16 protein-coding genes are annotated in these 15,276 nt (G+C 61.2%); 6 read left to right on the forward strand and 10 right to left on the reverse strand.

The genetic code is table 11. From position 1 onward, the window contains the following. The first annotated feature begins 87 nt into the window (after positions 1–87). Genes yidC through yihA form a run of 3 tightly spaced genes read left to right on the forward strand, consistent with a single transcriptional unit; the run spans position 88 to position 3,364 of the window. Positions 88–1,962 carry a membrane protein insertase YidC gene (gene yidC, locus CRO18_RS16105; protein ID WP_076483944.1) on the forward strand — a complete coding sequence of 625 codons (1,875 nt, stop codon included), beginning with the start codon at positions 88–90 and terminating at the stop codon, positions 1,960–1,962. Further along, positions 1,959–2,714: an MOSC domain-containing protein gene (locus CRO18_RS16110; protein WP_076483945.1), complete on the forward strand. Its 756-nt coding sequence runs from the start codon at positions 1,959–1,961 to the stop codon at positions 2,712–2,714. The genes yidC and CRO18_RS16110 overlap by 4 nt, the downstream gene beginning before the upstream one ends. Beyond that, complete coding sequence (gene yihA, locus CRO18_RS16115) at positions 2,714–3,364, forward strand: ribosome biogenesis GTP-binding protein YihA/YsxC (RefSeq protein WP_076484026.1); 651 nt, start codon at positions 2,714–2,716, stop codon at positions 3,362–3,364. Before CRO18_RS16110 ends, yihA begins: the two co-directional genes overlap by 1 nt. A gap of 37 nt (positions 3,365–3,401) precedes the next feature. Here the strand turns inward: yihA and CRO18_RS16120 are convergent, their stop codons facing one another. After that, on the reverse strand, positions 3,402–4,133 hold the full coding sequence (locus tag CRO18_RS16120; RefSeq protein WP_076483946.1) for an SDR family NAD(P)-dependent oxidoreductase: 732 nt from the start codon (positions 4,131–4,133) through the stop codon (positions 3,402–3,404). Between the two features lie 126 nt (positions 4,134–4,259). On the opposite strand from CRO18_RS16120, the gene argB reads away from it, so the two are divergent. Genes argB through CRO18_RS16135 form a run of 3 tightly spaced genes read left to right on the forward strand, consistent with a single transcriptional unit; the run spans position 4,260 to position 6,279 of the window. Beyond that, positions 4,260–5,138 carry an acetylglutamate kinase gene (argB, locus tag CRO18_RS16125; protein WP_076483947.1) on the forward strand — a complete coding sequence of 293 codons (879 nt, stop codon included), beginning with the start codon at positions 4,260–4,262 and terminating at the stop codon, positions 5,136–5,138. Next, positions 5,135–5,761 (forward strand): ferredoxin, encoded by a 627-nt coding sequence (locus CRO18_RS16130; protein ID WP_097082901.1) that lies wholly within the window; start codon positions 5,135–5,137, stop codon positions 5,759–5,761. The genes argB and CRO18_RS16130 overlap by 4 nt, the downstream gene beginning before the upstream one ends. Further along, entirely contained in the window at positions 5,758–6,279 is a 522-nt protein-coding gene (locus CRO18_RS16135; protein WP_076483948.1) for a histidine phosphatase family protein, read from the forward strand. Before CRO18_RS16130 ends, CRO18_RS16135 begins: the two co-directional genes overlap by 4 nt. Before the next feature lie 98 nt (positions 6,280–6,377). Here CRO18_RS16135 and CRO18_RS16140 read toward each other — a convergent pair whose 3' ends face one another. The 9 genes from CRO18_RS16140 to CRO18_RS16180 all read right to left on the reverse strand — a co-directional run bounded on the left by CRO18_RS16140 (position 6,378) and on the right by CRO18_RS16180 (position 15,275). Then, positions 6,378–7,163, reverse strand: a complete 786-nt coding sequence (locus CRO18_RS16140) for an amino acid ABC transporter ATP-binding protein (protein WP_076483949.1) — start codon at positions 7,161–7,163, stop codon at positions 6,378–6,380. Between the two features lie 10 nt (positions 7,164–7,173). Continuing rightward, positions 7,174–8,478, reverse strand: a complete 1,305-nt coding sequence (locus tag CRO18_RS16145) for an amino acid ABC transporter permease (RefSeq protein WP_097082902.1) — start codon at positions 8,476–8,478, stop codon at positions 7,174–7,176. Between the two features lies 1 nt (position 8,479). Continuing rightward, positions 8,480–9,760: an amino acid ABC transporter permease gene (locus CRO18_RS16150; RefSeq protein WP_097082903.1), complete on the reverse strand. Its 1,281-nt coding sequence runs from the start codon at positions 9,758–9,760 to the stop codon at positions 8,480–8,482. Positions 9,761–9,890: 130 nt separating this feature from the next. Then, the gene (locus tag CRO18_RS16155; RefSeq protein WP_076483952.1) at positions 9,891–10,907 is read right to left on the reverse strand and encodes an amino acid ABC transporter substrate-binding protein; all 1,017 of its coding nucleotides are present in this window, start codon (positions 10,905–10,907) and stop codon (positions 9,891–9,893) included. Between the two features lie 224 nt (positions 10,908–11,131). Continuing rightward, complete coding sequence (locus CRO18_RS16160) at positions 11,132–11,845, reverse strand: ATP12 family chaperone protein (protein ID WP_076483953.1); 714 nt, start codon at positions 11,843–11,845, stop codon at positions 11,132–11,134. Further along, positions 11,842–12,498, reverse strand: a complete 657-nt coding sequence (locus CRO18_RS16165) for an HAD-IA family hydrolase (RefSeq protein WP_076483954.1) — start codon at positions 12,496–12,498, stop codon at positions 11,842–11,844. The genes CRO18_RS16160 and CRO18_RS16165 overlap by 4 nt, the downstream gene beginning before the upstream one ends. Next, on the reverse strand, positions 12,498–13,562 hold the full coding sequence (locus tag CRO18_RS16170) for an RluA family pseudouridine synthase (RefSeq protein WP_097082904.1): 1,065 nt from the start codon (positions 13,560–13,562) through the stop codon (positions 12,498–12,500). The genes CRO18_RS16165 and CRO18_RS16170 overlap by 1 nt, the downstream gene beginning before the upstream one ends. Next, positions 13,559–13,936: a fluoride efflux transporter CrcB gene (crcB, locus tag CRO18_RS16175; protein WP_076483956.1), complete on the reverse strand. Its 378-nt coding sequence runs from the start codon at positions 13,934–13,936 to the stop codon at positions 13,559–13,561. The genes CRO18_RS16170 and crcB overlap by 4 nt, the downstream gene beginning before the upstream one ends. A gap of 31 nt (positions 13,937–13,967) precedes the next feature. Beyond that, a complete protein-coding gene (locus CRO18_RS16180) occupies positions 13,968–15,275 on the reverse strand; it encodes a replication-associated recombination protein A (protein ID WP_097082905.1) in 1,308 nt (435 codons plus the stop codon). Position 15,276: the final 1 nt, after the last annotated feature.

The following is a 15,276-nucleotide window of genomic DNA, read 5'->3' on the forward strand; positions in this document are numbered from 1 at the left end:
CCAAATCGGGCGCGAAAGCGCTTGACCTTTGGCCGCCCCTTCTGTTGAACCGCACCGAACCCGGATCGGCAGGGGAATCCAACGCCTATGGACAATCAGAACAAGAACCTCATGCTCGCGACCGTGCTGTCGGCATTGGTCATCGTCGTGTGGACGGTCTTCTTCCCGCCGCCGGCCCCGGTGGAGCCGGAAGGTGAGACCACCGCGACCACGGCGACGAGCGAAGCAACCGCAACGCCCCCGGTGGCCGCTGCGACGGCTGTCCCGGCATTGCCCGAAGCGGCAGCGCCTGCAGCCGCAGTAGAAACCGCCCCGCGGATCAGCATCGACACACCGGAACTCACCGGCTCGATCTCGCTGATGGGCGCGCGTTTCGATGATCTTTCGCTGAAAAGCTATCATGTCGAGTTGTCGGACGACTCGCCGATGGTGCGGCTGCTGTCGCCCGTGGGCGGCACCGAGCTAAACGCGAACCCCTATTACGTGCTTTACGGCTGGTCGCCCGTGGCCGGCCTGACGCCGTCGCAAGTGCCGGGGCCGAAAACGCTTTGGACCGCGCCCGAAGGGGCCAAACTGACCCCGGAAACGCCGCTCACCCTGACCTGGGACAACGGTGCGGGCCAAATCTTCACCCGCACCATCGCGGTTGACCCGGAATTCCTCTTCACCGTGACCGATACCGTTGCCAACAATGGTGCCGCCGCCGTGAGCCTTGCGCCGTGGGGCATCATCGCCCGTCACGGCATTCCCGAAACGCCGCGTGTCTATGTGTTGCACGAGGGCCTTGTGCGGATGACCGACGGCCAACTTCAGGAGATCAAATACAAAAAGATCCCGAAGCTGGATGATGTCGCGGGGGAAGGTCAGGCCGAGATTCTGCAAGCCACCGAGAACGGTTGGACCGGCTTCACCGACAAATACTGGATGACCACCCTCATCCCCGAAGCGAGCCGCTTCACCTCGGTGGTGAAATACGTCGCCTCGAACGATCTTTACCAGACCGAGACCCGCCTGCCCGCCACCGAAGTGGCCGCTGGCGCGACCACCTCGGTCACCACGCGGCTCTTTGCTGGAGCGAAAGAATGGGAAGCGATTGCCCATTATCAAAACAACCCCGGCTGGCTTGATAGCCTGCTTGGCGATGAAATCGACCAAGGCCGTCCGCAGATCACCCGCTTCGTCGATTCGATTGACTGGGGCTGGTATTACTTCCTGACGAAACCGATGTTTCGCCTGCTGCACTGGCTCCATGCCGTGCTCGGCAACATGGGCTTTGCGATCATCGCGCTCACCGTGATCATCAAACTGCTCGTCTTCCCGCTGGCGCGGACCTCCTACATCTCGATGGCGAAGATGAAAGAGGCGCAGCCGATGATGGAAGCCATCAAAGAGCGCGTCAAAGACGACAAGCAAGCGATGCAGCGCGAGATGATGGCGCTTTACAAGCGCGAGAAGATCAACCCCGCCGCGGGCTGCTTGCCGGTTCTGCTGCAAATCCCGATCTTCTTCTCGCTCTATAAGGTGATCTACGTCACGATCGAGCTTTACCACGCACCTTGGATCGGCTGGATCAAAGACCTCTCGGCCCCGGACCCGTCGTCGATCCTGAACCTGTTTGGTCTTCTGCCGATCGCAACGCCCGAACCCGGCTCGATGTTCTTCATCTTCAGCCTTGGCATCTTGCCGATCCTTCTCGGCATCTCGATGTGGTTCCAGCAAAAGCTGAACCCGGCCCCGACGGACCCGTCTCAGGCGATGATCTTTGCTTGGATGCCGTGGATCTTCATGTTCATGCTGGGCAGCTTCGCCTCGGGCCTCGTGCTCTACTGGATCGCGAACAACACGATCACCTTCATCCAGCAGTATTCGATCATGACCGTGCACGGCAAAAGGCCGGATCTGTTTGGCAATATCGTCGCGAGCTTCCGTAAAAAAGACGCGGGAACCGCGCCGAAGAAATGATCGGTCATCTGGCCCATATCGTTCGCCATCCGATCAAATCGATTGGCTACGAAGACATCCGCAGCGCGCCCCTGACACAGGGGCGCGTTCTGCCTTTTGATCGCACCTGGGCGATCTCGCATGAGGCCGCGAAGTTCGACAGCCCACTCACCGAATGGGCGAAGAAAATGAACTTCGTGCGCGGTGTGGCCGCACCGGGGTTAATGGCGGTGCAAGCGCAGATGCATGAAGATGGCACGGTGGAACTCACCCACCCTGATCTATGGCACCTGCGTATTGACCCCGACCGCCCCGCCGACCAAGCCAAGCTGATCGAATGGCTCAAGCCGCTTTGGCCCGCGACTCGCCCTGCCCCGCGCGCGGTGGAGCGGCTTGAGGGGCAATCCTTGGCCGACATGGCGCAGCCTTATATCTCTATTCTGTCGATGGCCTCGCTCGCCGCTTTGGGTGCGGCGGCCGGGGTGGAACTCTCGCGGCATCGTTTTCGCGGCAATCTTTGGGTCGAGGGCTGGGCCCCTTGGGCGGAACGGAACCTGATCGGCAAACGACTGCGCATTGGCGAGACTGTGCTAGAAGTAGACATGCCGATCACCCGCTGCCGGGCGACCTGTGCGAACCCGGTGAGCGGCACGGAAGATTTGGAGACACTGCAATGGCTCGAAAAACTCAACGGCGATTGGCACTTTGGGCTTTATGCCGTGGTGATTGAGGGTGGCGAAATCGCCCGAGGCGACGTAGTGGAGGTTCTATGATGCAGATGCAGTTTACCCTCGCCCCCGCCCCCGATGATGCCAGCCGCGAACGCGGGCGGCTTTTGTTTGCCGCCCCGGTCGAATTTCTCAAAGGTGTGGTCGCCATGTCGGGCCTGCCGCCTGCCGACCGGATTGAGGTCTGCTTTGCCGGGCGCTCGAATGTGGGGAAATCTTCGCTCATCAACGCGCTGACCAACCGCAAGAACCTTGCGCGCGCCTCCAACACGCCGGGCCGCACGCAAGAGATCAACTTCTTCACCACGCAAGACGGCCCCTATCTGGTCGACCTGCCCGGCTATGGTTTTGCCGAAGCGCCGGTGGCGGTAGTGAAAAAGTGGCAAGCGCTTTTGAAAAACTACCTCTCGGGCCGCGCCACGCTGCGCCGCGCCTTTGTGCTGATTGATGCGCGCCATGGTGTGAAACCCGTCGATGCCGAGATTTTGGAACTGCTCGACCGCTCTGCCGTCACCTTCCAAGTGGTGCTGACCAAGGTCGATAAAATCTCCAAGACCGAGCGAGAAAAGGTGATCGAACAGGTCAAAGGCGCGTTGCAAAAGCACCCTGCCGCCTATCCCGAAATCGTCGTCACCTCGTCCGAAAAGGGTGAAGGGGTCGAAACGCTCCGCGCCATCATTGCCACGCTGACCTAAGGCGCGGGGCGCGCGCAACGCGCCCCCTCCCCTACGGCTAAACGTGCTGGCCGCCGTTCACCTCGATCTCGGTGCCGGTGACGTAGCTCGACGCATCCGAGCACAAAAACCAGATCACATCCGCCACTTCGCGCGGCTGACCCAAGCGGCGTTGCGGCAGCCCTTCGACAATCTTTTCGGTGCCCGGAGATAGGATCGAGGTTTCGATCTCACCCGGGGCAATCGCATTGACCCGCACCCCCATCGGCCCGAAATCATGCGCCATCTCGCGCGTGAGCGCCTTGAGCGCCGCTTTAGAAGTCGCATAGGCGGCCCCAGCGAAGGGGTGCACCCGTGAGCCCGCAATCGAGGTCACATTGACCACAGCCCCCTTGGCCGCGGAAAGTTCATCCTTCAGCCCGCGCGCCAGCACGATGGAGGCGAAAAAGTTCACATGGAACACCTGCCCCCACGAGCGCAAATCGGTGTCGATCGTGTTCAACCGCGATCCGCCCGGCCCCTTGGGCGAGATGCCCGCATTGTTCACCAGCGCATGGAGCCGCCCGTCAAGGCGGGACTTGATTTCGGCAATCGCCTCAATCGTCGCCGCAGGGTCGCCCAAATCGACCTGAATATGGTCTTCACGCCCGCCGCCCCAAGGGCATTGCTCCGGGAACGGGTGGCGCGAACAGGTGATAATGCGCCAGCCCTCACGCGCGAAACGCTTCACCGTGGCATGGCCGATCCCCCGGCTTGCACCCGTCAAAAGCATCACTTTGCGTCCGTCCATGCCGCCCTCCTGCGTTTCGCCTACCCTTAAACCCCGGCACGGCAATGGCAATGCCCTTGGCATAGGACGCGATTGGTTCTAACAAAGTTGCGACTTTTCCCGAGGTTTGTGATGAGAAAACAGACGATGGACCGTGACTGGATCGCTACCGCGAAAACGCTCTCTGAAGCGCTGCCCTATCTGCAACGCTACACCGACGCCGTGGTGGTGGTGAAGTTTGGCGGCAATGCGATGGGCGACGATGACGCCATGGCAGAATTTGCCCGCGACATCGTCTTGATGAAGCAAGTCGGCATGAACCCGGTGGTGGTGCATGGCGGCGGGCCGATGATCAACGAGCTTTTGGGTAAGCTCGGCATCAAATCCGATTGGGTGCGCGGCAAGCGCGTCACCGACAAGGCCACCGTCGAAGTGGTGGAGATGGTGCTTTCGGGGCTGGTCAACAAACGCATCGTGCAAGCGATCAACGACCAAGGCGGCCGTGCTATCGGCATTTCGGGCAAAGACGATGATCTGATGGTCTGCGAGGCCGATGACCCGGAGTTGGGCTTTGTGGGCCGCCCGGTCGAGATGAACGTGCAGGTGATCCGCGATCTTTACGGCGCGGGCATGATCCCCGTTATTGCCCCAGTGGCCACCGGCCCGAATGAAAACGAGACCTTCAACGTCAATGGCGATACCGCAGCGGGTGCCATTGCGGGCGCGCTGCAAGCCGACCGCCTGCTTCTTTTGACCGATGTTGCGGGCGTGAAGAACAAAGAGGGTGAGGTGATCACCCAGATGACCCCCGATGAGGTGCATGGGCTGATTGCCGATGGGACGATCTCGGGCGGCATGATCCCGAAAGTGGAAACCGCGCTGCAAGCGGTGAAAGAGGGCGTGCGCGCCGTGGTGATTCTGGATGGCCGGGTGGCGAATGCCTGCCTGCTGGAGCTGTTCACCGAACATGGTGCGGGCTCGATGATCCGCTCCACGGTCCCGCGCGTGAAGCCGCACCGCCGGTGAACCTGCCCGAGCGCCTTACGCAAGACCTTGACGCGGCGCGCCTTTTCGTCGCGGGGGCGGTGCATGAAGGGGAGGAAACGATCCTCCTTCTCGCCCCCGATGAACCCGGCTTCTGGCCTCATGTCACAGCTCAGCCCGAGTTTACCGATGGCGCATCGGACCCGCTGGACCGCTGGTCACGCCGGGTGATTGAAGCCATGGCGACGGCGCATGGCGGGCGGGCAATCCTCCCCTCTGACGGGCCACCCTATGCACCGTTTTTCCAATGGGCGCTGGGGTCGGGGCAGGCTTTTGCCTCTCCGGTGCAGATGCTCGTGCATGCGCGGATGGGGCTTTGGACCTCGTTTCGCGGGGCGCTGGCGCTGCCCGAAAGGCTCCCCCTGCCCGCTCCGGCAGCCAACCCTTGCCCCGATTGTGCGGCGCCTTGCGCCACAGCCTGCCCGGTGAATGCCTTCGGCGCGGGGGTCTATGACACCGCCGCCTGCCACAACTTCCTTAATACTTCTGGGGGAGAAATTTGCCTTTCTGGTGGATGCCTTGCGCGGCGGGCTTGCCCATTGAGTGAAAGCTATGGCAGGCTGGCGTCACAATCCGCATGGCACATGAGGCAGTTTCACACATGACCCCCGCCGGACACCGCCGTCTGATCCTCACCCGCCACGCGAAATCGAGCTGGGATGACCCAAACACCGAAGACAAGGACCGCCCGCTGAACGCCCGTGGCCGAATTGCCGCGCGTGAATTGGGTGATTTCCTCGCCTCGCGTGGGTTGGAACCTGAAGAGGTTCTTTGTTCCACCGCGCTGCGCACCCGCGAAACTTGGGAAGGCGTCGCCTCGGCCGTGATCGAAACGCGCCCGCCGGTGCATTTCGTCGAAGCGCTCTATCAAGCCAGCCCCGATGTGCTGCTGGCCGAATTGCGCAAAGCCAAAGCTCCGACGGTGATGATGATCGCGCATAACCCCGGCATTGGTGATCTGGCCGCCAGCCTGCCCTCGCGCCCTAATTACGACCCGGATTTTCGCAAATATCCGACCTGCGCGACGCTGATTGTCGATTTCCAAATCGAGGATTGGAGCGAACTCGCCCCCGGTCAGGGCTCGATGCTCGACTTCTTCACCCCCGCCACCCGCGGCAAATAAGCGAAGCCATCGCAACGAAATGCAAAAGGGCCCCCGAAACGGCGGCCCTTTCTTTTTGGTCTAGGAAGCTCAAGGTGTGGGGGCCGCGCCCCACCGCCTTAGTGACCGAGGATCTGGCTCAGGAACTGCTTGGTGCGTTCCGATTGCGGGTTGTTGAAGAAGTCATGCGGGTTGTTTTGCTCGACGATCTGCCCGTCAGCCATAAAGATCACCCGGTTCGCCACCGCCTGCGCAAAGCCCATCTCGTGGGTCACGCACAGCATGGTCATGCCCTCCTCGGCAAGCTCAATCATCGTGTCGAGCACTTCCTTGATCATCTCGGGATCGAGCGCCGAGGTCGGTTCATCGAACAGCATGATGCGCGGCTTCATGCACAGCGAACGCGCAATCGCCACCCGCTGCTGCTGCCCCCCCGAAAGCTGGCCGGGATATTTGTTGGCCTGTTCGGGAATTTTCACCTTCTCAAGGAAATACATCGCCGTTTCCTCGGCCTCGCGCTTGGGCACCTTGCGCACCCAAATGGGCGCCAGCGTGAGGTTTTCCAGAATCGTCAGATGCGGGAACAGGTTGAAGTGCTGAAACACCATCCCCACTTCCGAACGCACCTTGTCGATGTTCTTGAGATCCGAGGTCAGTTCGATCCCGTCCACGATGATTTTGCCCGCTTGGTGCTCTTCTAACCGGTTGATGCAGCGGATCATCGTCGATTTGCCCGAGCCCGAGGGCCCGGCAATCACGATCCGCTCGCCGCGCTGCACCGTAAGGTTGATGTCACGCAGCACGTGGAACTGACCGTACCACTTGTTCATATTGGAAATTTGGATCGCGACCTCGTCGCTGACCTGCATCTGTGCGCGGGCGGCTTGGGTATTCGGCTCCGACATGGGGCGCTCCTTAACGGTGGTCACGCTTCAGCTTGCGCTCGAGATACATCGAGTAACGCGACATGCTGAAGTTGAAGATGAAGAAGATCACGGCGACGAAGATGTAGGGCTCCCAATAGATGCCCTTCCAGTTGATGTCGGCGCGCACGGCGGTGGAGATGCCCTTGAGCGGGTCCATCAGGCCCACAAAGGCCACAAGCGTGGTATCTTTGAAGAGACCGATGAAGGTGGACACAATCCCCGGGATCGAGATTTTCAGCGCTTGCGGCATGATGATCAACCGCTGCGCCTGCCAGTAATCCAGCCCCAGCGCATCCGCCGCCTCATATTGGCCGCGCGGCAAGGCGGCCAAGCCCCCCCGGATCACCTCGGCGATATAGGCCGCCGAGAAGAAGGTCACCAAGATCACCACCCGCAAGATCAGGTCGAATTTGGTATCCGACGGCAGGAAGTATTGCAGCAGCAGCGAGGCCGTGAAGAGCAGCGTGATCAGCGGCACGCCCCGGATAAACTCGATAAAGCCCACCGAAAGCGATTTGACGATCAGCATGTCCGATTGGCGGCCAAGTGCGAGCAAAATGCCCAGCGGTAGCGAAATCACGATGGCAGTCGCCCCGATCACCAGCGCGAGCAAGAAGCCCCCGAATTGATCGCTGTCCACCTCAGGCAGGGCAAAGGGAAGCACCGATTGCAGCCCCGTCTCAATCGGATCAACACCGTAGATCCAGAAGACGGCCGCCACGATCAGGCCAACGCCCGCCGCGACCACAACGCCCAAACGCACTTGCAGCGCCGAAAACACGGCCGCCCAAAGCCCAAAGCCCGCCAGCGTCAGGATCGGGCCCCAGACAGAGCCGCCCCACAGCAGCCAAAAGGCCACCAGCGGATAAAGCACCGAGCCCCAAAGCAGCTTGCGCGGCAACGAGGTTGCCAGCACCGGCAGGATCGCCAAGAGCAACCCGGCAAAGGTGACGAACAGCCGCCAGTATTCCTCCATCGGATAGAAGCCAAAGAGGAACTGGTGCCAGCGCGCGCGAATGATCGCCCAGCACGCGCCCGTGGCATCCGGCCCCCAGCGTTCTTGCACGATGGCGCGGCATTCGTTTTGCGAATCTGCCACCCAGACTGAATGCAGCAGCCACGGCGCTGCGGCCTGAATAAGCCAGATCGCTGCGCCCAGCCCCAGCACCGTTAGCGCCGAGTTCAACGGGCCGGCAAACAGGTTCTCGCGCAGCCATTTCACCAGCCCCGTTTGCGACACCGGTGGCGGCGCGGGGGGCAGCATTTCGTTGCGCACGAAGGAGGTATTGCTCATCTCAGCGCTCCTTCAGCTTGATCGACTTGTTGTAGATGTTCATCACGCTCGAGATCACCAGACTGATCGTCAGGTAGATCAGCATCATCAAGAGCATGCATTCGAGTTCGCGCCCGGTTTGGTTCAGCGTGATACCACCCAGAGTGCCGCGCAAATCCATGTAGCTCACCGCGATCGCCAGCGAGGAGTTCTTGGTGAGGTTGAGGAATTGCGAAATCAGCGGCGGCACAATCACCCGCAAAGCCTGCGGCAAGATCACGAGGTTCATCGTCCGACTGGGGCGCAGACCAAGCGCATAGGCGGCCTCGGTCTGGCCTTTGGAAATCGCCATGATCCCGGCGCGAACGATCTCGGCGATGAAGGCCGAAGTATAGACGGTCAGCGCGATCAGAAGTGCGGTGAACGAGTGCAGCATCTGGAACCCGCCTTCAAAATCGAAGCGGGTGATCGTCGGATAATCTAGATGCAAGCCAAGCAAGACGGAAACCACCGCCGCCGGGCCAAACAGGACAAGCGGCGTTTGCCACCATGTGGTGGGACGCACACCGGTGGCCTCTTGCAACGCCTTGGCGCGGCGCATCAAGAGCCGCCAGCCAAAGAACGAAGCCGCCAGCACCACAATCAGCGCCAGAGCATTGAGGCTAAGGGGGATATTGCCCGGAAGCACTACGGTGCCAAGCGAATTGGAAAAGACCGGCGCCGCGACCGAGGTGCCGCGGTTCGTGACGGCGATCGTATCAAAGAACCACATCGAGGCTTCGGGCGTTTGCCCTGCCTCGCGCATCGCATCGGTGAAGCGGAAATCACGCGGGCTTGGGCGCGTTTCGGCCAAGATCGTGCCCATGAGCAAGATCCACAGCAAAAGCGGGATGTTGCGGAAGGTCTCGACATAGACTGTCATCAACCGGGCAACCAGCCAGTTGTGCGACAGTCGCAGCACGCCCACGACGGTGCCCACGAGGGTGGCCAACACACAGCCAAGCACCGAGACCAAAAGCGTGTTCAAAAGCCCTACCACAAGGGCCCGCATATGCGTGTCGTCATTGGTGTAGGGGATCAGCGTTTGCGCGATATCATAACCCGCACGCGACCACAGGAAAGAGAAGTTGAAGTCCTTCCCCTTCGCCTCGAGGTTCACATAGGCATTGTTGAGCAGCCAGAACAGCCCGGCCAAAAACAGCAGCAGCACAACCACCTGAATGGTGATCGAACGAAACCGCGTGTCATAAATGAGCATTGAGAGCCGAAAGCCCTCTTTCGGCGGATCACTCGCGAGCGTCATGGTTATCCCCTGTCCGGTCCGCCTGCGTGGCTTGTGCCAACTTTCTTTGGGCGATTGCCCTGGCGGTCCCGTGAGCTGAAAAAAGACAATGCGGCCGGGCAATAGACCCGGCCGCACCGAAAAGCGGTTCTTAGCGGAACGGCGGCGCGTACATCAGACCACCTTGGGTCCATTGCGCGTTCAGACCACGGGCCAGACCGATCGAGGTGCTGGCGCCGATGTTGGCTTCGAACACTTCGCCGTAGTTGCCCACGGCAAGGATCGCGCGTTTCGCGAAATCGTTGTCGAGGCCGATTTTGGCGCCCATGTCACCTTCAAGGCCGAGCAGGCGCTTGATTTCCGGGTTCATGGTGGTGGCGGCAACTTCTTCGAGGTTGGCTTTGGTCACGCCATATTCCTCGGCGGCGACCAGCGCGTAGAAGCTCCAACGCACCACATCACCCCAGTTGTTGTCGCCGTGGCGCACTGCCGGGCCAAGCGGCTCTTTGGAGATGATTTCCGGCAAGATCACGATCTCGTCGGCGTTCGGCATGGTGGCGCGCGAGGCGGCAAGGCCCGAAGCGTCGGTGGTGTAGCTGTCGCAAGCGCCGGCAAGGAATTTTTGCTGGCCTTCGGCATCGTCGGCGATGTTCACCGGCGTGTAGCTCATGTTGTTGGCTTTGAAGTAGTCAGCCAAGTTGAGCTCGGTGGTGGTGCCGGTCTGAATGCAGATCGTGGCGCCATCCAGTTCCTTGGCGGAAGACACGCCGAGGTTCTTGTTCACCATGAAGCCTTGGCCATCGTAGTAGTTCACGGCCACGAAATCGAGCGCCAGCTCGGTATCGCGCGAGAAGGTCCAGGTCGAGTTACGCGACAGCATGTCGACTTCGCCCGAGGCCAGAGCGGTGAAGCGGGTCTCGCCGGTCAGCGGGACATATTTCACTTTCATCGGGTCGCCAAGAACGGCAGCCGCAACAGCTTTACAGACGGCAACGTCAAAACCTTGGTAGTTGCCGTTGGCATCCGGTGCCGCAAAGCCGGTCAGACCCGGGTTCACGCCGCAGATCAGTTCGCCGCGGGCTTTGACGTCGTCGAGGGTCGACGCCCCCGCAACACCGGCCGCGAGGCCAGCGAGGACCAGCGAACCGAAGAATACGGATTTTTTCATGTTTACCTCTTCCTGAGTTGCCGCCTTAGCGGCGGTGAGAGCGCCCTTCACGGGTCTGGCATGTCTCGGGGCACGCGCGCGGCCCCGGCATGGGCGAGTTTGAGCGAATGCTGTCCGGATGGTCAAGTCGTCTCGACGGTTTTCGCAACGGCAATCGCCCGGTGATTGGGCAAATGCTCGTCTGGCGCGCAAATACGACCTGTCACACGCCCTCTGGGCGGGTTTTACACGGAATGCCGCAAGCCCCAGAATCGCTCGGCATGCAGAAGTGCCTGCTTTTTCAGCGCTGCGAGTTCGGCGGCCTCTTCATCCGCGCCCCATTGGGCGATCTGCCACTCTTCATCGACGCGCGACAGATCCCAAGCGGCTTCGCCCGCCAAAGCGCCTTCGGCCACCGCCAGCCCCAAGATCAGCGAGCCGGTGAGCCCAACCAGATCGTGTAAGGCCGCAAGCTCCCAAATATCACAAGCCTCGACTCGCTTCCCAAGCGCCACCAAGGCGCGCGCGGGCTGCAAAATCGGCACGATACCGGGGGTAACGCTCAGCCGGGCGGAGTAGCGCTGTTCCGCCCAATCCAACCAGCAATCCCAAGCCGCGCATTGCTGCGCCACCAGGGCTTCGGGCTTTTCGGCGCGGTAGCACAGCAGATCGGTTTCGCCATAGGCCGCGATCAATTCCGCCACTTCGTCCTTTTGCGCAGCCACCTTATCAAGCGCGGCATTGGCCGAACGTGTTACCGGCATGCTGCTCGGGTCGACCTTCTCGCCTTGCGCTTGCCATTCTTCGGCAATCGCTTCCGCCATCGCCCGAGTGGGCACCACCAGCGCGGCTTTGGCAGGCGTTTTCACGGCACGGCCATCCAGCTTAACGGTAAAACCGCCCTCGGCTTCTTCAACCGTCGCCTCTTTCCAGAATCGTTTTGCCGTCCAACCGCTCATGGCAAAATCTCCGCAATCGCTGTTTCCAGTTCGGCAAAGCTGGTCACGATCTGCGCGGCCCCCGCCGCCACCAGATCTTCGACCGGGTGATAGCCCCAGCTCACGCCAATCGCCTTCACACCCGCCGCTTGCGCCATTTCCACATCATAGGTGGTGTCGCCAATCATCACCGCATCGGCAGGCTCTACCCCCGCCTCGCGCAAAGCCGCCAGCACCATGCCCGGATGCGGCTTGGAGGGGTTATCATCGGCCACTTGCTGCGTGACGAACAGCCCCTCTAGCCCGTGATGCGCAATCAGCGCCTCCACCCCGCGGCGAGATTTTCCCGTGGCCATGCCCAAAAGCATGTCTTCGCGTTCCGCCAACCGCAAGCAACACTCTTTCGCGCCGGGGTAAAGCGGCGCGGGCGAAGCGGCGCGGCCTGTGAAATAGCTTTGCTTATAGCCTTCGACCAAGGCCGCCTGCGTGGTGTCATCTTGCTCAGGCGCCAATTGCGCAATCGCAATCGGCAAAGACAGCCCAACGATCGACAGCACCTTTTCGCGCGTCGGCACAGGCAGCCCCTGCCCGTTGAACGACTGCGTCATTGCCGCAAGGATATGGGCTTGGCTATCGCTCAGCGTGCCATCCACATCAAACAAAGCCAGTTTCATTATGCGTCCTCAAACGGGTCGAGCGGCGCCTCCGCTTCACTCCAGCCCAGCGTCTTCCACGTGCGCGCCATATGGCTTGGCAAAGGCGCGGTCACGGTGATGCGTTTCTTGGTGATCGGGTGATCAAAGGAAATCGTGCGGGCATGCAGATGCAGCTTGCGGCTGATCTCGCCGCCCAATTGCGCGCCCCAACCATCGCCAAGGTTTTCTTGGCCCGAACCACCGTATTTGCCATCGCCAATGATCGGATGGCCAAGCTCGGCCATATGCGCGCGCAGCTGATGCGTGCGCCCCGTGATCGGCACCAGCCCGACCCAAGCAGTGCGGCTCCCCAACGCCTCAATCACCGAAAAATCGGTGGTCGCGCGTTTGGCATCCGGGTGCTGGCCGATCTTGGCGGGATGGATGCACACCATCTTCTCGCCCTCGCCGCCGCGCCCATGGCCGGGGGCCTTCATCAGCCCGTAGCGGATCGTGCCTTTTTTCGGGCTCGGTACGCCGGCGACCGCCGCCCAATAAATTTTGCGCGTGGTTTTGAGCCGGAACGCTTCAGAAAGCGCGCGGGCAATCCGGTCGGTACGGGCGATCAGCAAGACACCAGAGGTGTCTTTATCAAGCCGGTGCACCATTTTCGGCCGGTCTTTATAGCCAAACTTCAGCGCATCGAGCAGGCCATCGACATGGCGATCCCCCTGCCCAGAGCCGCCTTGGCTCGGCAAGCCCGGCGGTTTGTTCAGCGCGATAATATGCTCATCACGCCACAAAACGGCCTCTTGGATCATCTTTTCATCGGCGGGCGCAATCGTGGTGCGCTCGCGCCGTGCTTCAGACCGGCTTTCCGGGGCCTGCGCGCCCGCCTCGGGCAGCGGCGGCACCCGCACTTCCATGCCCGGACCAACCCGATCCGAAGCCTTCACCCGGCCACCGTCCACCCGGCATTGCCCGGTCCGGCACATCTTTTCCACCGCGCCTTGGGTCAGCACCGGAAACTTTTTCTTTAGCCAGCGGTCCAGACGGCTTTCGCCCTCGTCTTCCGTGACCTTGATCAACTGCACACCACTCATGCAAAGAACCCTCGCGCAAAGGCCATCCCCGCAAAGAGCGCGGCCAGACCAAGAACAACCGTGCCGATCACATAGCCTGCGGCGGTAAGGATTTCGCCCGATTCGTAGAGTTTTGCCGCATCAAGCGAAAACGCCGAAAAGGTGGTGAAGCCGCCCAAGACCCCCGTCATCAGGAAAGGCGCCATTCGGGTGCCGCCTTTATAGGCCAGCACCACGACCATCACCCCCATCAGGAAGCTGCCAAGGACGTTGACCACCATCGTCGCGTAAGGGAACCCGTGGCCCAAAAGACGCGGCATGGTGATGTTGACAAGATAGCGAAACGAGGCGCCAAGCGCGCCGCCCGCCGCGACGGTGAGGAGGGTCTGGATCATGCGGTTTCCTTTGCGCCGTTAGCGCGCAATGTCAACCGCCGCGCTTTTCGCGCAGCTTGGCAAACCAATCGACGCGCTTTTTCAACTCGCGCTCAAAGCCGCGTTCGACGGGGCTGTAAAACACCGGACGCTTCATCCCATCGGGGAAATAATGCTGCCCCGAGAAGCCATCTTCGGCGTCATGGTCATATTGATAGCCCGCGCCAAAGCCCTGTTCCGCCATCAGTTTCGTGGGCGCATTGATGATGTGATGCGGCGGCGGCGCGGAGCCAGTTTTGCGCGCCGCATCGCGCGCGGCTTTATAGGCCACGTAGCCCGCGTTCGATTTCGGCGCGAGCGCAAGGTAGATCACCGCCTGCGCAAGGGCCAATTCCCCCTCCGGCGAGCCAAGCCGCTCATAGGTTTCCCATGCGTGAAGGCAGTGCGTTTGCGCCTGCGGATCGGCAAGGCCAATATCTTCCACTGCCATCCGGGTGAGACGACGCGCCAAAAAGCGCGGATCTTCCCCGCCCTCAAGCATCCGGCCAAACCAGTAGAGCGCAGCATCTGGGTCCGAGCCGCGCACCGATTTGTGCAAAGCGGAAATCAGGTTGTAATGCTCTTCGCCGGATTTGTCGTATTTTGCGGCCCGTCGCATCAGCCGCGTTGAAAGGCCATCGGTATCCAGCGGCTTATCCAGCTTCCACGCCATCACCTGCTCAATCAGGTTCAAAGCGGCGCGGCCATCGCCATCGGCCATTTCCAAAAGCGCCTCACGCGCCGGGGCTTTGAGCGGCAAGGGCTTTTGCATCGCCTGTTCGGCCCGCTGTGCCAAAAGCTCCAGATCGGCAAGGCTCAGCCGTTCGAGAATGATCACCTGCGCGCGCGACAAAAGCGCGGCGTTGAGTTCAAAACTCGGGTTTTCGGTGGTCGCCCCCACCAAAAGGATCGTGCCATCCTCCATATGCGGCAGGAAACTGTCTTGCTGGGCTTTGTTGAACCGATGGATCTCATCGACAAACAAAAGCGTGCCTTTGCCTTGGGCAAAGCGCAGTTTCGCGGCCTCAAACACTTTGCGCAGTTCCGGCACGCCCGAAAAGATCGCCGAGATTTGCACGAAGGCCCGGTCGGTTTCATGCGCCAAAAGCCGGGCAATGGTGGTCTTGCCCACGCCGGGCGGCCCCCAAAACACCACCGACCCCAAAGACCCCGCCGCGAGCATCGCCCCAAGCGGCCCCTCAGGCCCCAAAACATGCCGCTGCCCGATCACCTCAGAGAGGTGCTTCGGGCGGATGCGATCCGCAAGCGGGCGAGGCGCTTCGGCCCCATTCGGAGCGGGAGTATCAAAAAGGTCGGCCATG

This window comes from Rhodobacter sp. JA431 (genome assembly GCF_900217725.1).
Classification (GTDB): domain Bacteria; phylum Pseudomonadota; class Alphaproteobacteria; order Rhodobacterales; family Rhodobacteraceae; genus Rhodobacter; species Rhodobacter aestuarii.